The sequence below is a fragment of the Roseobacter sp. N2S genome, assembly GCF_031454055.1.
GTDB lineage: Bacteria > Pseudomonadota > Alphaproteobacteria > Rhodobacterales > Rhodobacteraceae > Amylibacter.
Map to the genome: position 1 here is coordinate 135,927 of NZ_JAVDQB010000007.1, position 22,585 is coordinate 158,511.

Genomic DNA, 22,585 nt, shown 5'->3' on the forward strand with positions numbered 1-22,585 from the left:
GAAGCCGCGCCCGGGTGTCCTGTTGACCCCTGTGTTATTTCATCAGGGGTAAAAGGGTCTCTGCGGTGATTTCCATCTGGCGGGCGTAAAATTCTTCGGACAGCAGGGATGACCCGTGGTCCTCGATGAATTTCAACTGCTCGGGGGAAATATCGACAGGGTTCTTTTCAACCATATCGGGGTAGGGCGCGGCAGGGGTGCGATCCAACGGCGCGACGAATTCATTGGTCAAGGCGCCGTCATAGCCGATCTCTTTCAAGGTGCCGACGATTTTGGGCCAGTCCAGATGACCAAGCCCCGCGGCAAAGCGATTGTTGTCGGCCACGTGGAAATCAAACAGCCGATCCCCTGCCAGCCGAATGGCATCATAAATATCGTCTTCTTCGATATTGAGGTGAAACGCATCCAGACAGACACCGCATTCCGGACTGACCGCATCCGCCAAGGCCAGCGCCTGCGCACAACGATTGAACAGATATGTTTCAAATCGGTTCAACGGCTCTACCGCGATTTTCACACCGACTTTTTGCGCGTGGTGGAAACATTCCCGGGTGGCATCCACCACCCATTTCCATTCTTCCTCTGGGGTGCCATCGGGCACAACCTTGCCAACGGTTGCTGGCACCAGAGTGATGATTTCACCTTCCAGTTCGGACACCATGGTCAACACGCTTTTCACATAATCAACCGAGCGTTCCCGCTGCCCCTGATCCTTGGCCGCCAGATTGCGTTCCCCCAAAGTCAGCGTCACCGCCCCCCAACACCGCATGCCGGTGTCTTTCAAAAGGGCGCGGGTTTCTTTGGTATCATATTGATCCGGCTCGCCCGAAATCTCGATGCTTTCATAGCCGTATTGCTTGATCCGGCGCACTGTTGTTTCCAACGGTTCCGCCCGCATCCAGTTGTGTGTTGAAAGATGCATTGTGGTCCTCCCAAGGATATATCTTTCGCCTGCAATCCCCCGTCGTCTGTCTTGAATGGGAGGGATAGGCACTTCAAAATTGGTTAGACCAGTTAGCACTCATTTCAAAAGAGGGTCAAGAGGCTTGCGCGTGGGAATTATCCCATGATTTTCTGCATTATTGGCGATGTGGCCCAATTTTATATGTATGAAATCAGGAATCAAGCAGGCATCGCTGATTAATAGACTTTTCTGAATAAGGAAATTTTGGTATGACCAGATTGCGGTGCAGGGTGAGTCTCGGGTTTTTGGGGTTCGGGGCAGAAAAGGGAGAGAAAATGAAAATTGGCATGTGTATGTTTTTATGGACCACACATATCGGACCTGAACATGAATCAATTCTGGCCTCTATCAAAGAGGTGGGGTTTGATGGGGTGGAAATACCGATTTTTGCAGGTAATCCTGATCACTTTCAAACGACGGCCAAAATGCTGGAGTCTTTGGGTTTGGATTGCACGGCCGTGGCGGCCATGGGCGATCCCGAGATGAACCTGATTTCACCGGATGCAAGTGTCCGTCAGGCGGGGGTGGCCCATCTGGACTGGGCGCTTGAATGCTGCGAAGCCTTGGGGGCCGAACAAATCAGCGGCCCGCTGCATTCCACATTAGGGCATTTCACGGGGCAAGGTCCGACGGAAACCGAAATCGGCCATTTCATCGAAACCCAACACCAGATTGGTGATCTTGCCGCACGGCGCGGGGTGGTCATCGGGCTAGAGGCGCTGAACCGGTTTGAATGTTATCTGGTCAACACAATGGATGCGCTTTGCGGTCATATCCGCACCATAAACCACCCCAATATCACCGCCATGTATGACACGTTTCACTGCAATATCGAAGAAACCGACCCGATCGCTGCCCTGACCCGCCACAAAGACGTGATCAGCCATATCCATATTTCTGAAAACGATCGTGGCGTGCCTGGGCGAGGCAATATCCCTTGGGAGGAAACCTTCAACGCGATCAAACAAATCGGTTATGACGATTGGTTAACCATCGAGGCTTTTGGCCGTGGTCTGCCCGATCTTGCCGCTGCCACCAAAGTCTGGCGCGATTTCGCCGAATCTCCGGCTGCGGTCTATCGAGACGGCTATGCACATATCCGCGAGGCTATGGCCAAGGCAGGGCTGACCTGACCCCAAATCTTTAACAACAAGTGATTCAAAACTGTGGCCACAGGCCATTCCGAGGGAGGAACTATCATGAAAACCATCAAAGGACCGGGCTTGTTTCTGGCGCAATTCGCAGGCGACGAGGCGCCGTACAACAGTTGGAAATCCATCACCAAATGGGCCGCTGATTGTGGCTATAAAGGCGTGCAGATCCCCAGCTGGGACGCGCGTATTTTCGATCTGGAAAAGGCAGCTACATCAAAAGATTACTGCGATACGTTAAAGGGTGAAGCCGCAGAAAACGGTATCGAAATAACCGAACTGTCCACCCACCTTCAGGGCCAGTTGGTGGCCGTACATCCCGCCTATGACACAGCATTTGACGGGTTTGCGGATCCGTCCGTGCATGGCGATCCCAAGGCGCGGCAGGCTTGGGCGGTGGATCAGGTGAAAAAGGCGATCACCGCCTCCAACAATCTGGGTATCACGGCCCATGCCACTTTTTCCGGTGCGCTGGCGTGGCCTTATATCTACCCTTGGCCACAGCGCCCCGAAGGTCTGGTCGAGGCCGCTTTTGATGAACTCGCCGCCCGTTGGCGTCCGATTCTGGATCATGCCGAAGATAACGGTGTAGACATTTGTTACGAAATCCACCCCGGCGAAGACCTGCATGACGGGGTCACATTCGAAATGTTTTTGGAGCGCGTAGACAATCATGCCCGCTGTAACATGCTGTACGATCCATCACACTATGCGCTGCAATGCCTTGATTACATTGATAACATCGACATTTACAAAGACCGGATCAAAATGTTCCATGTCAAAGATGCAGAGTTTAACCCAACGGGGCGTCAGGGGGTATATTCGGGCTATCAATCTTGGGTTAATCGCGCAGGACGGTTCCGCTCGCTTGGGGACGGGCAGGTTGATTTTGCGGCGATTTTTTCCAAAATGGCAGCAAATGATTTTGACGGATGGGCTGTGGTGGAATGGGAATGTTGCCTGAAACACCCTGAAGACGGCGCACGCGAAGGGGCGCAATTTGTGAAGGATCACATTATACGTGTGACCGAACGGGCGTTTGATGATTTCGCGGGGGCGGGCGCTGATGACGCGGCGAACCGTAAAATGCTGGGGATTGACTGATGGTAGATCGTATTCGTTTGGGTATGGTGGGGGGCGGAAATGACGCCTTTATCGGTGGGGTGCATCGCATCGCCGCGCGGATTGACAACCGCTTTGAACTGGTCGCTGGTGCGCTGTCCGCCACCCCGGAAAGGGCGCAAGCATCAGGCGCGGCACTGGGGTTGGCGGCAGATCGTACCTATGATGATTTCAAACAAATGGCGATCCGTGAGGCTCGTTTGAAAAACGGCATTGAAGCGGTATCTATCGTCACCCCGAACCACGTTCATTACGCTGCGGCGCGTGAATTTCTAAAGCGGGGCATTCATGTGATTTGCGACAAGCCCCTGACCTCGACGCTGGCCGAAGCCAAGAAACTGGTCAAAGCTGCCGAAGCATCCGATGCGTTGTTTGTGCTGACCCATAATTATACCGGATTTCCGATGATCCGGCAGGCCCGTGAGATGATTGCCAATAGCGAACTCGGCGATATCCGCGTGGTGCAGGCGGAATACCCACAGGATTGGATGACCGAAGAGGTTCAGAACAAACAGGCCGATTGGCGCACCGATCCAGCCCGCAGCGGGGCAGGCGGGTCGATTGGGGATATTGGTGTGCATGCCTATAATCTGGCGTGCTTTGTGACGGGGCTGGAACTGGAATCGTTGTCTGCTGACATGCAGAATTTCGTTGCGGGGCGGCGGGTGGATGACAACGCCCATGTGATGCTGCGCTGGAAAGGGGGCGCACGCGGGATGCTGTGGTGTTCGCAAGTGTCGCCCGGCAATGAAAACGGCCTCAAGCTGCGGGTTTATGGCACCAAAGGCGGGATAGAGTTTTCCCAAGAGGATCCGAATTACCTGTGGTACACACCATTTGGCGAGCCAAAACGCCTGATCACACGGGGCGGCGCAGGATCTGGTGCGGCCGCGGGCCGCGTTTCCCGAATCCCTGCAGGCCATCCCGAGGGATATCTTGAAGGGTTCGCCACTATCTATAATGAGGCTGCCGAGGCCATCATCGCCCACCGCGCAGGCAATCCCGTGCCAGATGGGGTGATCTTTCCAACAGTCCACGACGGGTTGAAAGGAGTCGAATTCATCGACGCCTGCGTGCGATCATCAGGGCGCAATGCCGTGTGGATTGACCTTCCCTAGGCATAATCAAGGCAAATTTTACACAGGTTTTCAGACAGGTGCAGGCAAAGGCCAGCTTTTCTTCACGAAAGAGCAGCCTTTCCAATTCTTTATGCAAACTGTTTCTTGACCATTTCGCAGCTATGAAATAGTACCTGAAACTCGGCGCGGGTATGGTGAAATGGTATCATAAGAGCCTTCCAAGCTTAAGGCGCGGGTTCGATTCCCGCTACCCGCTCCAAAACCACCCTAATACTGTGTTCGGGTGGGATAATGCGGACCGCCGGAGTATGCATGGCCCAGGATCAGAGCCTTTCAACCGACCCGCAATCCCGTGAAAAGTCTAAAACTGTTGGGCCGTTGCGCGGGCTTGCCCCCTATTTGAAACCTTATCGTGTGATGATGGCCCTTGCGGGGCTGGCGCTGGTGGTTACGGCCAGTCTGTCACTGATTTTGCCCTTGGCGGTGCGCCGCGTTGTGGACGGGTTTTCAACCGGCTCGACCGAGTTGATGGACAAATATTTCGCTGCCGCCATTGGAATCGCAGCCCTTTTGGCTGTGGGGACGGGGTTTCGCTATTATTTTGTAACCCGATTGGGCGAGCGGGTCGTGGCGGATATCCGCATGGCCGTATACAATAAAATGATCGGCATGAGCCCTGCGTTTTTTGACAAAGTTATGACGGGTGAGGTTCTAAGCCGCATTACCACGGACACCACGCTGATCCTGTCTGTGATCGGGTCGTCTGTTTCTGTTGCTCTGCGTAACGTGCTGATTTTCTTTGGTGGTCTGGTGCTGATGATGTTCACATCGGCCAAGCTGACAGGGGCGGTTTTGCTGCTGGTGCCTTTTGTTCTGGTGCCGATTCTGGTGCTGGGGCGCCGTGTGCGCAAGCTGAGCCGTGAAAACCAGAACAAGATCGCTGAAAGTTCTGCCAATGCATCCGAAACCCTGCTGGCGGCGACCACGGTGCAGGCCTTTACCCATGAATTTATCAGCCGCACACGGTTTAGCGGCCTGACCGAACAAGCCTTTGAAGCTGCGCGCCAGCGGATCGGCGCGCGGGCCATCACCACAGTCATCGTTATTTTCCTGATCTTCACGGGCATCGTCGGGGTTTTATGGATGGGCGCACGGGACGTGCGGGCCGATCTGATGAGCACGGGCGCGCTGGTGCAGTTTGTGATCTACGCGGTGCTGGTCGCAGGCGCGGTCGCGGCGCTGTCCGAAATCTGGAGCGAGTTGCAAAGAGCCGCAGGCGCGACTGAGCGTTTGGTGGAGTTGCTGACTGCTGAAGATACTGTTCAGGACCCTGAGAACGGGGCCGTACTTCCAAAAAACGTTACAGGTGCTGTGCGGTTTGATGACGTTACTTTCCGCTATCCTGCACGCCCGCAGGTGCCAGCCCTCGACGGGTTTACGCTGGATATCAAAGCGGGGGAAACCGTGGCGCTGGTCGGGCCTTCGGGGGCGGGGAAATCCACAGTATTCCAGCTGTTACTGCGGTTCTTTGATCCGGATGCAGGTCAGGTGCAACTGGACGGGCTGGATATTTCCACCCTGCAACGGGACGCCTTTCGTCAACATCTGGCCTATGTGCCCCAAGATCCGGTGATCTTTGCAACCTCGGCTATGGAAAATATCCGTTTCGGGCGGCCTGATGCCAGTGACGCAGATGTAATCGCTGCTGCCAAAGCCGCCGCTGCGGATGAATTCCTAAGCGCATTGCCCGGTGGCTATAACAGCTTTGTAGGCGAACGGGGCGTGATGCTGTCAGGCGGTCAAAAACAGCGCATTGCCATTGCACGGGCCATTTTGCGCGACGCTCCTGTGTTGCTGCTGGATGAGGCCACATCGGCACTTGATGCCGAAAGCGAGCGGGCGGTGCAATTGGCGGTGGATAAACTGTCAGCGGATCGCACCACTTTGATTGTGGCCCATCGGTTGGCGACGGTTAAACGGGCAGATCGGATTATCGTTCTGGACGGGGGCAAGGTTGTGGCCCAAGGCACCCACGATGCGCTGGTGGCAGAAGGCGGGCTTTACGCCCGTCTGGCACGGCTGCAATTCACCGCAGGTTTGGATGATCCCGACTAGGGTTTGCGACAGATTTAATACAACAACGCATCCCGATCAGTTTGGGACATGGGGGTCAGGCTGCTGGCCTTCCACACAATAAACCGCGTGGCATTGAACCAATAGGCCAGTGACTCGCGGATCACCATACGCATGCCACCCGCGATATTGTCACCGCGAAATTTTCGGGCGTGGACCAGGGCGATTTTTCCGGCCCCCATCACCTTGAAACTGGCCCAACTGCGGGGCAGGTGAAAGCCCTCAGTCACCAGAATGATGTGATTTGCGTTGGCCCAGTCGGCGCGACTGAACAAAGCGTTTTGCAATGTGGATTGGGAATATTCCTCGGTCAGGATCGCGGATTGCGGAACGCCTTGTGCCAGTGCCCGCAAAGCCATTTGCGCCCCGTTTGACGGCGTGCCTGTAAACGCTGATCCCCCCGTGAACAGGATTTTATCGGCAGCCCCGTCCAGAAACAGCTGAACCCCACGATCTACCCGCACACTTGTGGAACGGTGTAGCGTGCCATCGCCAGAAATACCGCCCCCCAGAACCACGATCAAATCCGCTTTGGGATCAATGGGTTCCCACAAGGGTTGCAGGGCGGCAAACCCGAACACAAAGGCCAGGGTCAGCAGGTACAGGCAGGCAAAACCAGCAATCAAACGCCGTATGAAGCGAAGAAGCGCCACGCAATCTCCTTTGCGGCTTTAAAACGCACGCCCAAGGCTGGACGCGTCGCATTGAATAGGCCATATAAGGCACAGCTAGACAAGTGACAGGTGCCACCCAGCCAACACTCGGTTTCGGGGAGGCACCTCATGAAATCTGGCCTAAGCCAAGGCTGGATGTCAGCCTGATGCGGTTGGAGCAAAAGAGTAAAGCGATGAATTCTATCCTGCGATTGTTTACCTGGTGGAACGGCCAGACCCTGAACACCCAATTCTGGACATGGCGCAATGGCGTCAAAGTCGGCATGGATGACGAGGGTAACCAGTTCTACCAAAACAAGGATGGCACCCGTCGCTGGGTTATTTACAACGGCGAGGCAGAGGCCAGCCGCGTGACACCTGCTTGGCACGGTTGGCTGCACCAAACCTATCAAGATCCCCCGACAGAATCCCCTTTGCCCCGCAAGGTTTGGGAAAAAGACCATCTGGAAAACCTGACAGGCACCGCAATGGCCTATGTGCCCAGCGGCAGTTTGCGGGCTGACACAACGGTAAAACGGGCTGATTACGAAGCATGGCAGCCCGAGTAATCCTTGGCAGTGTGCAAAACCGTTAGATTAAACTGATACAACTGACGGCTAGATAGGGGGCCAATATGGCAAACAGTGCAGCAGAAACAGCAATTGGCGCCGTGGTTCTTATCGCAGCGACCGGCTTTTTGTATTATGCGGCCAATGCCGTTGGCGTTGGCAATTCAACGGACAGTTACACGGTCAAAGCGTCGTTCCGCTCGGTTCAGGGGGTTTCCCTTGGCACGGATGTGCGGCTGGCAGGCGTGAAAATCGGAACAGTAACGGCGCTGGATTTGAACCCCACCAGCTTTCGCGCCGAAACCGCAATGGCGGTGGAAAAAGGCATCGTGTTGCCTGATGATTCCTCGGTTGTGATTGCTTCCGAAGGCTTGCTGGGTGGGAATTTCGTGGAAATCGTGCCGGGTGGATCAGAATTCAACCTAGAAGACGGCGGCGAATTGCTGGACACCCAAGGCTCTGTCAGCCTGATTTCCCTTTTGCTAAAGTTCGTGAGCGGCTCATCTGAATGAAGCTGATCGCGGCCCTTTGCGCGGCGCTGATTGCGCCCGCTTTTGCATCGGCACAGAACGCCATCAACACCAAACCCGGTGACATCGTGCAACTGCGCGCGCTTGATACCATCACCGGAGAGGTTGAGGATATCGACCTCGCGGTTGGGGATACGACCGTTTATGAACGGCTGATGATCACTGCCAAAGATTGCCGCTATCCTGCGGGCAATATTTCGGCGGATGCCTTTGCCTTTCTGGTGATCCGCGATGTGCGTGAAGCAGAGCCGGATTTTGAAGGCTGGATGATCGCCTCTAGCCCGGCGCTTTCGGCGCTAGAACATCCGCGCTACGATGTCTGGGTTTTGCGCTGCAAGCTGAAAGACGCAGCCCCTAGCGAGTAAGCTCACCACACCAGCCTGTCTAACCCCTTAGATCTGCCAACAAGCTGGCCGCATCTGGCGTTTGGGCATCGGTGAAGTCTGCACGGGCTTGCAAAGCGTCGATCAGCAAGTTGTGATAGCTGGCACGCGGAATTTCAACGCCGCCTAGACTTTGCAGGTGGGGGGTGATGAACTGGGTGTCAAACAGGGTAAACCCCGCAGTACGCAACCTATGTACCAGAAAACTTAGCGCAATTTTGGACCCGTTGGTGGCCGTTGAAAACATGCTCTCGCCAAAGAACGCGGTGCCAAGGGTCACCCCGTAAACGCCACCAATCATCGCATCCTCGCGCCACACTTCAAGCGAGTGGGCCATGCCCATCTGGTGCAACTGGCAATAGAGATCGAAAATCTCCGCGTTAATCCATGTTTCTTCGCGGTCGGCACAGTGGCGCAGGGTCAGGGCGAAATCGCTGTCGATCCGCACCACGTAATCCGATTTGCGGATCGCCTTGGCCAGCGATTTAGATACATGAAACCCGTCCAGCGGAATGATGCCCCGATCCGTCGGGTCCACCCAGTAAATCGCCTTGCTTTCAGCGGTGTCTGCCATTGGGAAAACACCGCTGGCATAGGCTTGCAGCAGCAGTTCTGGAGTAACCTCGGTCACGGGATCAGGCTGGATTTTGCGCTTCCAGCCAATGTTCCAGCCAGTGAATATCGTAATCCCCTGATTGGATATCGGGTTCCTGCAACAAGGCGTGGAACAGCGGAATCGTGGTGTCAACGCCGTCCACAATCAGTTCGCCCAAAGCGCGGTGCAGACGGGCAAGCGTGGCCTGACGTGTGGTGCCTGTGACGATCAGTTTTGCGATCAGACTGTCGTAATAGGGCGGGATTTTGTAACCTGCATAAAGCGCGCTATCCATCCGTACACCCAGACCACCTGGTGCGTGGAACTGTGTGATTGTACCAGGGCAGGGGCTGAAATTCGGCAGTTTTTCCGCGTTGATCCGTACCTCAATGGCGTGGCCTTTGATGGTCAGTTCTTCCTGCTTGAAAGACATCTCTTCGCCAGAAGCCACACGGATTTGCTGTTTGACCAGATCGACGCCGAAAATAGCCTCGGTTACGGGGTGTTCAACCTGCAAACGGGTGTTCATTTCGATGAAATAGAACTCGTCGTTTTCATACAGAAATTCAATCGTGCCAGCGCCAGCATAGTTAATGTCGGCCACAGCATCCGCACAGGTCTTACCGATCCGTTCGCGCATTTCAGGGGAAATACACGGGCCGGGGGCTTCTTCAAAGACTTTCTGGTGACGGCGTTGCAAAGAGCAATCCCGCTCCCCCAGATGAACCGCGCGGCCTTTGCCATCGCCGAAAACCTGCACTTCGATGTGACGCGGCAGGGTCAGGTATTTCTCGATGTAGACTTCGTCATTGCCAAAAGCCGCCTTGGATTCAGAACGTGCATTGTGAAACGCATCTTCCAGATCGTCACGGGTTTTAGCTAGTTTCATGCCACGCCCGCCACCGCCAGCCGTGGCTTTGACGATCACAGGAAAGCCCATGTCGTCGGATATTTTATAGGCTTCCGCCAGTGTATCCACACCGCCCTCAGAGCCGGGAACACAAGGCACTCCCAGTTTGCGCATGGTGTGTTTGGCGGTGATCTTGTCGCCCATAATGCGGATATGTTCCGCTGTCGGGCCGATGAACTTAATGTCGTGATCTTCCAGAACTTGCACAAAATGCGCATTTTCAGACAGGAAGCCATACCCCGGATGTACAGCCTCGGCACCTGTGATTTCACAGGCCGAAATGATCGCCGGAATGTTCAGATAAGATAGGGCACTGGACGGCGGGCCGATGCAAATGCTCTCATCTGCCATGCGCACATGCATGGCGTCACTGTCGGCGGTAGAGTGAACGGCAACGGTCTGGATACCAAGTTCCTGACAGGCGCGAATAACGCGCAACGCAATTTCACCCCGATTGGCGATGAGGACTTTAGAGAACATAAGCGACGACCTTTGGTTATTCGATAATGACAAGCGGCGAGCCGAATTCGACTGCACTGCCGTCGTCGACAAGGATGCGTTTGATCGTGCCAGCCCGCGGGGCGGGGATCTGGTTCATGGTTTTCATCGCTTCGACGATCATCAAAGTCTGACCTTCGGATACGCTTGCACCAACAGTGATGAAGGGCGGAGACCCCGGTTCGGGTTGCAGATACACTGTACCAACCATCGGCGAAGGCACTGCACCCGGATCATCAGACGGATCATTGGACGCAGCCGCAACCGGTGCTGCTGGTGATCCTGCAGCAGGGGCTGTAGGGGCCGCTGGTGCCTGCGGTGCCGGGGCGGCTTGGGGGGCTGAAACTGTTGCTGTCGCTGCATAGCGCGTCACGCGGACATTCAGGCTTGAATTGTCATCATAGTCCCGTTTGACCTGAATTTCGGCCAGATCTTTTTGTGTAACAAGATCAGAGAGCGCTTCGATAAAGGCGACATCGGCGTCTTGGTGTTTTTTTGACATCAAGGGGTCCTTAACCTGTGGGCGTCTGTCTAAGTGCAGACGTATCCGTCTATATAGGATGTTTTTTAACGCGGTGAAAGCACAGAGTGTGCCAGACCGCGCGGCTTGGTGTATGCGCAGTTGCACGCCTTGTTTGGCGCGCCTCTGCACATCTTAGTTTGTTTTAGTTTGCACGCACTTGCGCGACGATTGTTTGCATATCGGCCAAAGGCAGATACCCGCGCAACATGGTGTCTTCAATAACAAAAGAAGGGGTTCCGGTGATTTGTAAGGTCTGACCCAAGGCGTGCATGCGCGCAATATGATCCGCGACCGCATCGCTTTCAATCAAATCCGCCAGCGGTGCAAAATCAAAGCCCGCTTGTTTGGCAATCGCTGGCATGGTCTGCGGGTTCACTGGCCCTTTAAAGGTCATCAACACATCGTGTAGTCGGTAATAGGCGTCACCTCCATAGTGTTGCAGCGTGGCTGTCGCCAATTTCGAAGACGCCTCGCTATCCGCGCCAAGGATCGGAAATTCTTTGATAATCAAGCGGATATTTCCGTCAGCCTTTAGCAACTCTGCCACATCCGTATGGGCTTTGCGGCAATAACCACATCGGTAATCCAAAAATTCGACAATGGTGATGTCGCCGTCCGGATTGCCGCCCACGAAGGACACTCCGTCGTTGAAGATTTCTTCAGCGTTTTGGGACAGCAACTGGTCATCGGCCTGCGATTCGGCCTGTGCATCGCGATCCCGCAGCACTTGTATCGCCTCCATCAGCACCTCGGGGTTCTCTAACAGATAGGCGCGAACTTCTTCGCGGAAGGAGGCGCGTTCTTCTGCTGTCAGATTGTCCAGATCAGAGGCCGCAACTGGACCCGAAACGGGAATCGCAAGGGCGCCCATCAGTGCGGCAATTTTCAGAGTTTTCATTGAAGGTCCGATCATTTCTTTTTCCCAGTGTCGAGTTTTCGCCCGATGGCGAGGATGTCATCCGCCTTCAGCCAGCCGGTTGTGCCTTGGGGCAACAACCCCTGCGCCCGTTTGGCATGAATCATCGCCTGACGAAAGTTAGATTGTAGCGCATAGCGTTCTGCCGTCACGACCGAAGCCTGCCCGGGTTGGCCGGATTTCGCGTATGCCAGCGCCAGACTGTGCAATGTGCTGCTGTCACGGGGATCACGGGCATAGGCCTTTTTTAGCACATCCAGCGCCTCGTTCAATGAACCGCCCGACCCATTGGCCAGCAAAGCCCGCCCCAAACCTGCCAGAACAAGCGGCTCTTTCGGGCCCAGTTGCGCCGCACGGCGATAACTGCCCACAGCGCTGCGCGCATCACCGCTTTCCAACAGGATCTGCCCGCGCAATTCATGGTAATAGGCGTCATTGGGGCGCATTTTTACCAGCTTATCGATTTCCTTACGGGCCTGTTTCGGCTTGGGAATACGGTGATAGGCAATGGCACGTCCCAGTGTTTGCAGCTCTGCACTGCCTATGTCTTTTACATGGCGCAGATTGTAACTGGGGTTGCCGATAAAGCCGTTAAACTTCACCAGCATTCGTGCGTACCAATAGTTGATCCCGTCAGACTGCTTGCTTGGACTGCCTTTATAGGCCGCTGCCGCCGCTTTCATCCGCGCGATCCGATCAGACGTCAGTGGGTGGGTCAGCACATAGGGGTCTTGGCGGTTGATGGTCAGCGCTTCTTGGCCTTTAAAGATGTTCAACACCTCAACCGCCGCTTGGGGTGAAACGCCAGCCCCCTGCATATACCGAATAGACGCGCGATCCGCCGCGCTTTCTTGTGAACGGGTAAAGGCAAAAACCGATCGGCGCAGGCTTTCCTGCAAGCCTGCCGCCACCCCGATGCCGCCCCCCGCCGCCGCCGCCGCAACCCCGATGGCCAGCCCGATCCCCGCTGCTGTGCGCGCAGACGCCAGATGTGCTGCCCGCGCCGCTTGATGGCCCTGCGTGATATGGCCCAGTTCATGCCCCATCACCGCTTGCAACATTTCCACCGATTTCATCTTGCGGATCAGCCCAGAGTTCAGAAAAATATTGTTCCCGCCCGCCACAAAAGCGTTCAGCGAACGATCATTTACCACAAAAATATCCACCCGCGTTCCGCCAATGCCTGCGGATTTTTGCAAAGGTTGCAGGACCAGACGTAACGTCCGTTCGATTTCTGCGTCACGGATCAATCCCTGCGCTGTGGCCATTTGGGCCTGCATCAGCGCAAAAATAGCCACGAATGTAGGGATAATGGGGGTAAGTCGCATCAAATCGGCACAATCCTTGTGGCTATTGACGGCGCGCTACCCGCCTGAAACAAACTGCGCAAGTCGGGACCAACCTTAGGAGAGATTTCATGCGGATATCAAGCAGAGGCGCGGTTGATCCCTTTATTGTGATGGACGTGATGGAGGCAGCGCGGCGCGAAGAAGAGGCGGGGCGGTCCATCATTCATATGGAAGTGGGTCAGCCCGGCACGGCAGCCCCCCAAACTGCGCGGGATCGGCTGACAACGGAAATGGCGCAGGATTCGCTGGGCTATACGGTTGCTTTGGGCCGCCCCGATCTGCGCGCCCGCATCGCGAAGCTGTATCAGGATTGGTACGGCGTGACCGTGTCGCCCGACCGTATCGTGGTGACCGCAGGATCTTCGGCAGGGTTCACGCTGGCATTCACCACCCTGTTTGACGCAGGCGAGCGGGTTGCCATCGGCGAACCCGGCTATCCCAGTTATCGTAACATCCTGAAAGCCCTGTCGTTGGACCCTGTTGGCATTCAAACCCGCGCTGAAAACCGCTTTCAACCCAGCCTGCAAGACGTTGAAAATGAAAAAGACTTGGCAGGTCTTCTGGTGGCAAGCCCCGCAAATCCTTCGGGGACCATGCTGGATAAGGCGGCGCTGAAAATCCTGATGGATCACTGCACTGAACAGGATATCGCCTTTATTTCGGATGAGATTTACCACGGCATCCAATATGAAGGCCGTGCGGTCAGTGCGCTGGAAATCAGCGACGATGTGTTTGTGATCAATTCGTTTTCCAAGTATTTTTCCATGACAGGCTGGCGGATTGGCTGGATGGTTGTGCCCCAATCCCATGTGCGCGCGGTGGAACGTTTGGCGCAAAACATGTTCATCTGCGCCCCCCACGCCGCCCAAGTCGCCGCCCTTGGCGCGATGGAGGCAGAATCCGAACTGTCGCAAAACTTTGCTGTTTACGCCGAAAACCGCCGTTTGATGCTGGAGGAACTGCCCAAAATGGGCTTTGATCAGATCGCCCCACCGGACGGGGCGTTTTACGTCTATGCTGATATTTCCCGCTGGTCGGACGACAGCGCGGCGTTTTGTGCCGAAATCCTGCGCGATGCGGGCGTGTCCGTAACCCCCGGTCTGGATTTCGATCCCCACCGCGGCCATCAGACCATCCGCTTTTCCTATGCCCGCTCGACAGCGGATATTCGCGAAGGATTGACCCGTTTGGCAGCGTTTATGGCTGCCCGCAGCTAACAGCCCACTTTACCATCCGCTTGTGCAGTTGTATCTAGCGGTCTGATAGATCAAGGACACGGACCCCATGCGCGCAGAAATCGAAACCATCGCGGCCAATATCGGCAATTCGCTGGACCTGCTGAAACAGCGTATGGATTGGGATACAGCTGAACACCGGCTAGAAGAATTCAATGCCATGTCCGAGGATCCTGACCTGTGGAATGATCCTGATAAAGCACAAAAGCTGATGCGGGAACGCCAGGCTTTGGTGGATTCCATGGGGGTTTATACGTCCTTAAAACAAGAGCTTGCGGATAGTCTTGACCTGATCGAACTGGGCGAGATGGAAGATGACACCGATGTGGTGGCCGAAGCCGAAGAGGCCATTCGCAAACTTGCCAAAGTCGCTGCGCAAAAAGAACTAGAGGCTTTGCTGGACGGTGAAGCCGACGCCAATGACACGTTTCTGGAAATTAACGCAGGTGCGGGGGGGACTGAAAGCTGTGACTGGGCGTCTATGCTGGCGCGGATGTATGTGCGTTGGGCCGAAAAACAGGGCTACACCGTTGAAATGCAATCCGAACAGTCGGGCGATGAGGCGGGGATCAAATCGGTGGCCTATAAGATTTCAGGCCATAATGCCTATGGCTGGCTGAAATCTGAAAGCGGCGTGCATCGTCTGGTGCGGATTTCGCCGTTTGATTCTGCGGCCAAGCGGCATACGTCTTTTACTTCGGTTTGGGTCTATCCGGTGGTGGATGATAATATCGAAATTGACGTGAACCCGTCGGACATTCGTATTGATACCTACCGTTCCTCCGGGGCAGGCGGGCAGCACGTGAACACCACGGATTCGGCGGTGCGGATCACCCACCATCCCACAGGGATTGTGGTGACCAGTTCCGAAAAATCCCAACACCAGAACCGTGACATTGCCATGAAGGCGCTGAAATCACGTCTGTATCAGATGGAGTTGGACCGCCGTTCTGCCAGTATCAACGAAGCCCACGAAAACAAGGGCGACGCGGGCTGGGGGAACCAAATTCGATCCTATGTTTTGCAACCTTATCAAATGGTTAAAGACCTGCGCACTAATTTTGAGACCTCGGACACCAAAGGTGTGCTCGACGGGGACCTGACCCCGTTTATGGAGGCTGTTCTGGCCCAAAATGTGGCAGGCATGTCCCGTGCGGACGCTCAGGGCGAATAAGTAAGACGGGCTAGGGCGCGGGGCTGCGCCCTAGAGGTCAGTGCTAAGGTAGGGCTGCGACGACTTTGTCAAACAGGTCCGCTTGGACTTTCATAGTCCGGATCAGTTGCAGCAATTCTGCCCGTGATTTTCCGTCCGTAAAGGCAGCGCCCGATTGCGAATTGGCGTAAGGCGTCAGAAATTTGGCCAGTTTCGGAACGGTCTGCGCCTCGCGGTCGCCAAAACCTGGAATGTCGAACCCGTAACCCAGCATCTTTTTCATATTAACCATGTTTTGCGACATATCCCGACAGGCATCGCGCAGTAAATTTCCAACGTTCTTGGCAATTTCCACATTCTGATCGGGCTGGGTATCGTCCCAATTGCGCATCAAGCGTGCGGAACTGTTGATTTCAGTGTGCCCTTTTGCAGCACAGCTTTTAGCCGCCTTGCTGACAGGACCGATTTGTTTCATCGAGGCTACTTTATCCGCTTCAATCATTGCATGGGCCAGTTTTCCAACGCGGGGGATCAGAACCTTGCGGTCAATCGACTTGCCATAATTGGTGCATTCCGCGCTGATGGTTTTCAACATGGGGATCAGCTTCTTTTCAATCTTGCGCTGGCCCTTGGCTGCATCCGCAAGAGCACGGTCGATGCGGGTGCTGGCGATTTTCAACGCGCCCTGTAGCTGTTTCATTTGCGACCCAGCAATGAATTTTTGGGCGTCAGCGACAAAGGCCTTTGCAATATTTTGCCCGCCTTTGGCACGGGGAAACACCACCGCGCCGCCCGCTGCGGTTATGGCACGGTTCAAATCCTTCAATGTGCCAACAATGTCTTCGAGCTGTTTTTTCTTATCCGCAGATTTCAACGCGGCGTCCGAAAAGACTGCTTGGCCGTCAATTCCATCGGTAAAACTATCGTATAATTTCCAAGGCATGTTAGGTCTCGCTTTCTAAAAATTGTGAGGCAGGAATAAGCGAGAATGCTAATTTGAAAATTGCCAAAAATCACTCTTTTTGAAAGGGACGGCGCTAGGTGGATAAAGCTGCCAAACCCACTACTGCAACCATAGCAATGGCCATTGCGATATTGATAGCCCGCTGGGTGCGGGGGGCAAGGTTAAGCCGTTTCAGCGATGCCCCCGCCCACAGCCATGTGAAATGGACAGGCACCCAGATGATGTTAATTATCAGAAATTTTGTGATAACTTCGAACAAAAACGCCTCCGGCCAAAGAATGAATCCGGAAAACAGTGTGGTTCCAACAACATAGGCCTTGGGGTTGATTGCCTGCAAAGTGATCGCAGCCCAGAAGCCCGGCTGCTTTTCGGCGCGGATAAAGGCAATTTTTGTGCCAGCAAGGGCGATGCGTGCGGCCAGAAACAGCAGGTAGCAAGTGGATAAAATGAACAGGATCGTGCGCAGGCCGGGAATCTGAAATGCAATGGCGGCCAGCCCGGAAACTACGGCCAGGGACACCAGATTTGATCCCACAAATAGCCCGAAAATATAGGGAAGCCCCGCGCGAAAACCGTAAGCGGCGCCCAATCCAGCAGTGGAAAGAACGCCTGGTCCGGGGGTGATCAACAGGAAAAATACGGCGAGGGTGAAGGTTATCATCTTGGCAAAGCAGCAAGCAGGGGGTGGCTATTGCGCTGATTGGCACAGGGGACAGGATTAGGAGCCGGGCAGGTTTTACGCAGCTCTGAAAAATGCAAACCCATGCCAAAGATGCTGTGATTAAAACCGTTCATGCCGATGCCCCCCCATTTTGAGGGAATTCAACACTATGCAACCCCGCGCCGCCACTAAAATATGGCCGCGCGGTTGATATTTAACGAGTTAAGATTCCTTAGCCTGCCATGCGATCTTGAAATCCGTGACGGGCGGATTTGGAGATTGTGTAGCTGTCTTGTTTGACCCGCAAAATACGACCATCGCGCATCAGGCGGTTCAGCGACCGGTTGGCAGCATCTTCAGAGATGTTGTTTTCGGCCATGTAATCGCCAATGGTTTCGATGATGCGCTCTTGGCTGAATCGTGGTTCGTTTTCAACAATGCTTAGATAAGCAGCCGAAGCTTCGAGCAGTTCATGCAGAGTGTTTGCGCCGATTTTCTGAGCGAAGGATTCAAATCCACCATCCAGCGGGTTTTCAGCAGGCACAGCAGCGGATGTTTTCTGGTCGGGACGTACAATTTTCAATTCCGGGCGTTGCGCGCCGGATTGAGATGCATCGGCCAGGCTGGGACCGTCAGCCTCTGGCTTTTTTACGCTATCGGCTGCCTCCGCAGCGTCAGTCGGGGCGATCCGCTGATCTTTGCCCAAGATCAAGGTTGCAATGGAGCTGCGCGCACGTGGGCTGTTGGATTTCGCCACCGGACGGGTCATTTGGATGGACTCTTCATGCTCGCGGCGCACTTTGCTCATGCGGGATTTGAATTCGCCAGCGTCAACTTTCAAGTCTTGTACTTTGGGGCGTTCGGTGCGTGTTGCTGCTTTGCCAGCAGGGGCAGCGCGCAGGCGGCGTTCCGCCTCGGTTGCGGCAACAGCGGCTTTTAACCGTTCCAGCGCATTTGATTTGCGTGAATGGGCCGTGGTTTCCAGTTTGGAATTTGTGGTTTCCAGCAACCGTTCCAATGCGGCTTCTTCCCGTTTGATTTCGTCCTTGGCGATTTCATCCGCGTTTTCCACGGCAAGGATTTGCGAAACGGCTTTGGCTGCGTCTTCGGCATCCAGTCTATAACGGATCGCGGCTTCTTCTTCGGCAACCAATGCGGCTTCTTCTTCGGCAACCAATGCGGCTTCTTCTTCGGCGGCCAAACGTTCAGCGGCTTCCTGATCCAGTTCGGATGGCAGCTCTACAGCTTGGGGTGTTGCTTCGGCTGGGGTGTCTTCTTCAAAGACGTTCAAACCAGTATCATCAAAGGCGAATGTGTTTTCGTCGTCATCCTCCTCCTCGGCGCTTAACAGGGCAGAGGCGGGCAGGCTTGGTTCGGATTTCGCGGCGGCCAAAGCGCCCCGACGGGATGAGAATACCGCAGCCTCTACAAATGGAGACTCTTCTTTTTCGGCGGGGGCAGGTTTTGCTGGGGCCGTTGCAGCCTGTGCCTGACGCTGCGCAGAAATGGCGCGGGTCGAGGCGAACAAAGGTGTCGGTGCTTTTGCGACGGGTGCTTCGACTTGCGGGGCGTCAGCCTGTGGCGCCTCTACGTGCGCAGCCGCAGTTTGCAGCGGATCTGCCGGTTGGGATTGTGGGGTAACCGCATCGCTGGGTTTTTCAGCATCAAGCACATTGGCTTTGCGCAGGGTAATACCCGTGTCGGTGACTTCAGCGTCGACACGGTAGGGGTTTGCGTCTTTGGCGATTTGGTGCAGGGCATTATGATCGGGGCGCAAGGGTTCACCGCCGAAATAGCGATCGCCTTTGGCCAGCTTACGGAAGTATTCAGCGACCAGTTGCATGGTCGTGAACGGGTCATCGAACCCCTCCAGCGTACAGGAGAAGGTCCCGTAGGACACTGTCATTACTTTTGGATGCGATTCCATGATAAAACCCTACTACTCGTTACTGTCACGTTACTATGGTTAATTTACTACCAAGTCATGGTTCACCCTAGGAAAAAACTCTAAAAGTTTCGTGAATCGTCGTGATTATTATTCGATTGAACCGGAATAGGAACCAATTTGGAAGACTTTAGGCGTATTGTTCACAGTGCCTCATCGGTGACGCTTTTAGGCGGCGGTTCTGCACGAAAATCTGACCTCAGAGAATCCCTTAGCATGGCCCCTTTGCTGGTTTGTGCGGATGGCGGCGCGAATCATGCGCGCAAATGGGGGGTGACGCCTGCGGGCATTATTGGGGATATGGACAGTTACCGCGTTGATCCTGCTTTAGAATCTGAAATTCCCTTGCTTCCGGTCAGTGATCAGAACTCTACCGACTTTGAAAAATGTCTGGCGATTGTGACAGCGCCTTTGGTGGTGGGGGTCGGGTTTCTGGGCAAGCGGTTGGATCATCAATTGGCGGCTTTGAATGGGCTGTGCAAGCATCCGGGGCGGGCGATTGTGTTGATTGGAAAAAAAGATGTGGTGTTCCGTGCGCCCCCCAAATTTGCGATGCAATTGGCGGCGGAAACCCGCGTATCGTTGCACCCGATCACAGGGGTGCAGGCCAAAAGCAAAGGGCTGGTTTGGCCTGTAGAGGGATTGGATTTTCAACCTAACGGTCAAATTGGAAGCTCTAACGCAGCCATAGGTGGAGAGCTTGTGTTGGAGATTATGCAGGGCGACCTTTTGGTCATGCTGCCGCGCAAACACCTTAAACGGGTGGTTCAGGCGTTGCGGGCAGGCTTGGCATAGGGGCAGGCGCTCCGCGCGGGGATATTTCTGTTCTAAAGAAGCGGTGCATTCGGGTCAGCAGGCGGGCAGGTTCACAGCGAGCCCGCCAAGTGAAGTCTCTTTATATTTATCCGACATATCAAAGCCAGTCTGGCGCATTGTTTCCACGCAGTTGTCCAGCGATACTAAATGTTGACCATCGCCGCGTAGGGATAGGGAAGCGGCGCTGACGGCTTTGATGGCTCCAAGGCCGTTGCGTTCAATGCAGGGGGCTTGGACTAAACCTCTGATAGGGTCGCAGGTCATGCCGAGGTGGTGTTCCAGTGCGATTTCTGCGGCGTTTTCGACCTGTTGGGGGGTGCCACCCAAAACCGCACACAGACCTGCGGCGGCCATGGCAGAGGCAGATCCAACTTCGCCCTGACAGCCCACTTCGGCGCCGGAAATAGAAGCGTTGTTTTTAATGATGCCGCCGATGGCGGCGGCGGTCAGCAGGAAATCTACCACATCATCCCGTTTGGCGGTGGGCACATGATCCAAATAGTAGCGGATGGTTGCAGGCACCACACCTGCCGCGCCGTTGGTGGGGGCCGTGACCACTTGGCCCCCCGCGGCGTTTTCTTCGTTCACGGCCATGGCGTAGGCGGCGATCCAGTCGTTGATCACATGGGGCGGGGTCAGATTCTTGCCCTGTTCCGCCTGCAACTGGCTGTGGATTCCCATAGCGCGGCGTTTGACGTTCAGCCCACCCGGAAGGATACCGCCCGTATCAAGGCCCTTGTCGATGCAGCGTTCCATCACCTCCCAGATGCGCATGATGCGGCCGCGCAGGTTTTCGGCGCCAGAGCGGACCAGTTCATTGTCCCATTTCATTTGGGCTACGGATTTTCCACTGCGCAAAGATAGCTCTAGCATGTGATCTGCATTGCGGAACGGGAAGGGCACTTCATCTGGTACAGCGCCCTGTTCGGCCTCGACCTGTTCCATGGCTTCGGCTGTGGCGACAAAGCCACCCCCTATAGAGTAGTAGATCTGCTCTGTCAGAATCGCGCCGTGGGCATCTTTGGCCCAGAATTTCATTCCATTGGCGTGGCCGGTCAGGATGGTTTCATAATCAAAGACCAGATCGGTATCAGGATCAAAGGCGTATGGGGGGTGGCCTGCGGGTTTGACCGATTTATTATCAGCGATCCGGTTCTCGGCCATTTTAGCGGCATCTGGGTCAAAATCATCGGGGGTAAATCCGTCCAGACCCAGCACAACGGCCTGATCGGTGCGATGGCCCTTGCCGGTAAACGCCAGTGATCCATGCAGGGAGGCGCCCAAACCGGCTGCGGAAATTCCCTCTGCTTTCAGCTTGTCCAGAAACATCGCCGCTGCTGTCATCGGCCCCATAGTATGCGAAGACGACGGCCCGACGCCGACTTTGAAGATTTCGAAGATGCTAAGGAACATTACGCCACTTCCCGATTGGTGTTTCATCCGATGTTAGCCCGTCTGTGGCCCCTGCAGGGCGGGCCTGCTGTACCATATCCGACGTTTTGACCCGTCAAAGTGCCACAGCCCCCGTTAAAGCCAAAAAAAGGGTGCGAAAAACTGGAAAAATGGGGCAATTCACACTCGCAGCAGACGACATAAAGACTTATACCTGCTGGGAACACAACAACCAAAGGGCGTGTCATGAGCAGTGAATTTTCCCCCATCGACAAAGCAAAGTTTGTGGCTGCAAAACGTGCGGTGGATTACGTGGACGACGGTATGCGCGTCGGGCTGGGAACGGGCTCTACTGCTGCGTGGATGGTCAAGATGCTGGGCGAACTGGTCCGCGACGAAGGTCTGAAGATCAAAGCGGTGCCCACATCGAACCGCACAGCGCAACTGGCGCGGGATGTGGGGATTGATGTCTTCACGCTGGATCAGGTGAAATGGCTGGATCTGACCATTGATGGTGCGGATGAATTTGACGCCAATCTGAATCTGATCAAAGGCGGTGGCGGGGCGTTGTTGCAAGAAAAAATCGTGGCCACGGCCAGCGACCAGATGATTGTGATTTCCGATGCCAGCAAAGCCGTTGAAACGCTGGGCGCCTTTCCTTTGCCGGTTGAGGTGGTGAAATTTGGCTGGCAGACCACCAAGGAACTGATCGAGGAATGTTTATCCAACGTGAATGTTCTGGGCAGCGCGGTATCCCTGCGCTTGCAAAATGACGCCCCGATGCTGACGGATGAGGGACACTATATACTGGACCTGCATCTGAAACGGATTCAAAACCCCCGAGAACTGTCTTTGATCCTGAACCAAGTGCCCGGTGTCGTTGAAAACGGCCTGTTTCTGGATATCGCTGACGCCATCGTGATTGGACACGGGGACGGACGGGTCGAAGTTCGGGATATCAACAATGGTACGGTCGAGCAGGAACAGATTGATATTCTGCTGAACGAGAATCTGTTCGCCGATATCGAAGATTAAGGAAGTTAC

At 55.0% G+C, this 22,585-nt stretch carries 22 protein-coding genes and 1 tRNA gene; 12 read left to right on the forward strand and 11 right to left on the reverse strand.

The window, feature by feature from the left end:
- Nucleotides 1–34 precede the first annotated feature (34 nt).
- Complete coding sequence (locus tag GGE09_RS16410; protein WP_309747248.1) at nucleotides 35–922, reverse strand: sugar phosphate isomerase/epimerase; 888 nt, start codon at nucleotides 920–922, stop codon at nucleotides 35–37.
- Between the two features lie 317 nt (nucleotides 923–1,239).
- Between GGE09_RS16410 and GGE09_RS16415 the strand changes: the two genes are divergently transcribed.
- The 5 genes from GGE09_RS16415 to GGE09_RS16435 all read left to right on the forward strand — a co-directional run bounded on the left by GGE09_RS16415 (nucleotide 1,240) and on the right by GGE09_RS16435 (nucleotide 6,431).
- Nucleotides 1,240–2,097 carry a sugar phosphate isomerase/epimerase gene (locus GGE09_RS16415; protein WP_309747249.1) on the forward strand — a complete coding sequence of 286 codons (858 nt, stop codon included), beginning with the start codon at nucleotides 1,240–1,242 and terminating at the stop codon, nucleotides 2,095–2,097.
- Between the two features lie 66 nt (nucleotides 2,098–2,163).
- Complete coding sequence (locus tag GGE09_RS16420) at nucleotides 2,164–3,219, forward strand: sugar phosphate isomerase/epimerase (RefSeq protein WP_309747250.1); 1,056 nt, start codon at nucleotides 2,164–2,166, stop codon at nucleotides 3,217–3,219.
- Nucleotides 3,219–4,355 (forward strand): Gfo/Idh/MocA family oxidoreductase, encoded by a 1,137-nt coding sequence (locus GGE09_RS16425; RefSeq protein WP_309747251.1) that lies wholly within the window; start codon nucleotides 3,219–3,221, stop codon nucleotides 4,353–4,355. The genes GGE09_RS16420 and GGE09_RS16425 overlap by 1 nt, the downstream gene beginning before the upstream one ends.
- A gap of 146 nt (nucleotides 4,356–4,501) precedes the next feature.
- Nucleotides 4,502–4,575, forward strand: a tRNA-Gly gene (locus GGE09_RS16430).
- Nucleotides 4,576–4,628: 53 nt separating this feature from the next.
- A complete protein-coding gene (locus GGE09_RS16435; protein ID WP_309747252.1) occupies nucleotides 4,629–6,431 on the forward strand; it encodes an ABC transporter transmembrane domain-containing protein in 1,803 nt (600 codons plus the stop codon).
- Between the two features lie 14 nt (nucleotides 6,432–6,445).
- Here the strand turns inward: GGE09_RS16435 and GGE09_RS16440 are convergent, their stop codons facing one another.
- Nucleotides 6,446–7,102, reverse strand: a complete 657-nt coding sequence (locus tag GGE09_RS16440) for a YdcF family protein (RefSeq protein ID WP_309747253.1) — start codon at nucleotides 7,100–7,102, stop codon at nucleotides 6,446–6,448.
- Nucleotides 7,103–7,296: 194 nt separating this feature from the next.
- On the opposite strand from GGE09_RS16440, the gene GGE09_RS16445 reads away from it, so the two are divergent.
- The 3 genes from GGE09_RS16445 to GGE09_RS16455 all read left to right on the forward strand — a co-directional run bounded on the left by GGE09_RS16445 (nucleotide 7,297) and on the right by GGE09_RS16455 (nucleotide 8,566).
- Nucleotides 7,297–7,671: an NADH:ubiquinone oxidoreductase subunit NDUFA12 gene (locus GGE09_RS16445; RefSeq protein ID WP_309747254.1), complete on the forward strand. Its 375-nt coding sequence runs from the start codon at nucleotides 7,297–7,299 to the stop codon at nucleotides 7,669–7,671.
- A 65-nt stretch (nucleotides 7,672–7,736) separates the two neighbouring features.
- A complete protein-coding gene (mlaD, locus tag GGE09_RS16450; RefSeq protein ID WP_309747255.1) occupies nucleotides 7,737–8,183 on the forward strand; it encodes an outer membrane lipid asymmetry maintenance protein MlaD in 447 nt (148 codons plus the stop codon).
- On the forward strand, nucleotides 8,180–8,566 hold the full coding sequence (locus GGE09_RS16455) for a DUF2155 domain-containing protein (protein WP_309747256.1): 387 nt from the start codon (nucleotides 8,180–8,182) through the stop codon (nucleotides 8,564–8,566). The genes mlaD and GGE09_RS16455 overlap by 4 nt, the downstream gene beginning before the upstream one ends.
- 19 nt (nucleotides 8,567–8,585) lie before the next feature.
- On the opposite strand, the gene aat is transcribed toward GGE09_RS16455, so the two are convergent.
- The 5 genes from aat to GGE09_RS16480 all read right to left on the reverse strand — a co-directional run bounded on the left by aat (nucleotide 8,586) and on the right by GGE09_RS16480 (nucleotide 13,354).
- A complete protein-coding gene (gene aat / locus GGE09_RS16460; RefSeq protein ID WP_309747257.1) occupies nucleotides 8,586–9,215 on the reverse strand; it encodes a leucyl/phenylalanyl-tRNA--protein transferase in 630 nt (209 codons plus the stop codon).
- Between the two features lie 4 nt (nucleotides 9,216–9,219).
- Nucleotides 9,220–10,569, reverse strand: coding sequence for an acetyl-CoA carboxylase biotin carboxylase subunit (gene accC, locus GGE09_RS16465; protein ID WP_309747258.1), 1,350 nt, complete (start codon nucleotides 10,567–10,569; stop codon nucleotides 9,220–9,222).
- Between the two features lie 16 nt (nucleotides 10,570–10,585).
- Entirely contained in the window at nucleotides 10,586–11,089 is a 504-nt protein-coding gene (gene accB / locus GGE09_RS16470; RefSeq protein ID WP_309747259.1) for an acetyl-CoA carboxylase biotin carboxyl carrier protein, read from the reverse strand.
- A 163-nt stretch (nucleotides 11,090–11,252) separates the two neighbouring features.
- Nucleotides 11,253–12,008, reverse strand: a complete 756-nt coding sequence (locus GGE09_RS16475; protein WP_309747260.1) for a DsbA family protein — start codon at nucleotides 12,006–12,008, stop codon at nucleotides 11,253–11,255.
- 11 nt (nucleotides 12,009–12,019) lie between these two features.
- Nucleotides 12,020–13,354, reverse strand: coding sequence for a M48 family metalloprotease (locus GGE09_RS16480; protein ID WP_309747261.1), 1,335 nt, complete (start codon nucleotides 13,352–13,354; stop codon nucleotides 12,020–12,022).
- An 89-nt stretch (nucleotides 13,355–13,443) separates the two neighbouring features.
- Here GGE09_RS16480 and GGE09_RS16485 point away from each other — a divergent pair, with 89 nt between their 5' ends.
- Together GGE09_RS16485 and prfB are read left to right on the forward strand one after the other, a co-directional pair.
- Complete coding sequence (locus GGE09_RS16485; RefSeq protein ID WP_309747262.1) at nucleotides 13,444–14,592, forward strand: aminotransferase class I/II-fold pyridoxal phosphate-dependent enzyme; 1,149 nt, start codon at nucleotides 13,444–13,446, stop codon at nucleotides 14,590–14,592.
- Nucleotides 14,593–14,659: 67 nt separating this feature from the next.
- Nucleotides 14,660–15,784 (forward strand): peptide chain release factor 2, encoded by a 1,125-nt coding sequence (gene prfB / locus GGE09_RS16490; RefSeq protein ID WP_309747263.1) that lies wholly within the window; start codon nucleotides 14,660–14,662, stop codon nucleotides 15,782–15,784.
- Between the two features lie 43 nt (nucleotides 15,785–15,827).
- On the opposite strand, the gene GGE09_RS16495 is transcribed toward prfB, so the two are convergent.
- From GGE09_RS16495 to GGE09_RS16505, 3 genes are all read right to left on the reverse strand, one after another.
- Nucleotides 15,828–16,706, reverse strand: coding sequence for a hypothetical protein (locus GGE09_RS16495; RefSeq protein ID WP_309747264.1), 879 nt, complete (start codon nucleotides 16,704–16,706; stop codon nucleotides 15,828–15,830).
- 94 nt (nucleotides 16,707–16,800) lie between these two features.
- On the reverse strand, nucleotides 16,801–17,388 hold the full coding sequence (locus GGE09_RS16500; protein WP_309747265.1) for a LysE family translocator: 588 nt from the start codon (nucleotides 17,386–17,388) through the stop codon (nucleotides 16,801–16,803).
- 232 nt (nucleotides 17,389–17,620) lie between these two features.
- Complete coding sequence (locus GGE09_RS16505; protein ID WP_309747266.1) at nucleotides 17,621–19,315, reverse strand: hypothetical protein; 1,695 nt, start codon at nucleotides 19,313–19,315, stop codon at nucleotides 17,621–17,623.
- 177 nt (nucleotides 19,316–19,492) lie between these two features.
- On the opposite strand from GGE09_RS16505, the gene GGE09_RS16510 reads away from it, so the two are divergent.
- Nucleotides 19,493–20,128 (forward strand): thiamine diphosphokinase, encoded by a 636-nt coding sequence (locus GGE09_RS16510; RefSeq protein WP_309747321.1) that lies wholly within the window; start codon nucleotides 19,493–19,495, stop codon nucleotides 20,126–20,128.
- A gap of 54 nt (nucleotides 20,129–20,182) precedes the next feature.
- On the opposite strand, the gene GGE09_RS16515 is transcribed toward GGE09_RS16510, so the two are convergent.
- Nucleotides 20,183–21,562 carry an L-serine ammonia-lyase gene (locus GGE09_RS16515; protein WP_309747267.1) on the reverse strand — a complete coding sequence of 460 codons (1,380 nt, stop codon included), beginning with the start codon at nucleotides 21,560–21,562 and terminating at the stop codon, nucleotides 20,183–20,185.
- Nucleotides 21,563–21,787: 225 nt separating this feature from the next.
- Here GGE09_RS16515 and rpiA point away from each other — a divergent pair, with 225 nt between their 5' ends.
- Nucleotides 21,788–22,576, forward strand: coding sequence for a ribose-5-phosphate isomerase RpiA (gene rpiA, locus GGE09_RS16520; protein ID WP_309747268.1), 789 nt, complete (start codon nucleotides 21,788–21,790; stop codon nucleotides 22,574–22,576).
- Nucleotides 22,577–22,585: the final 9 nt, after the last annotated feature.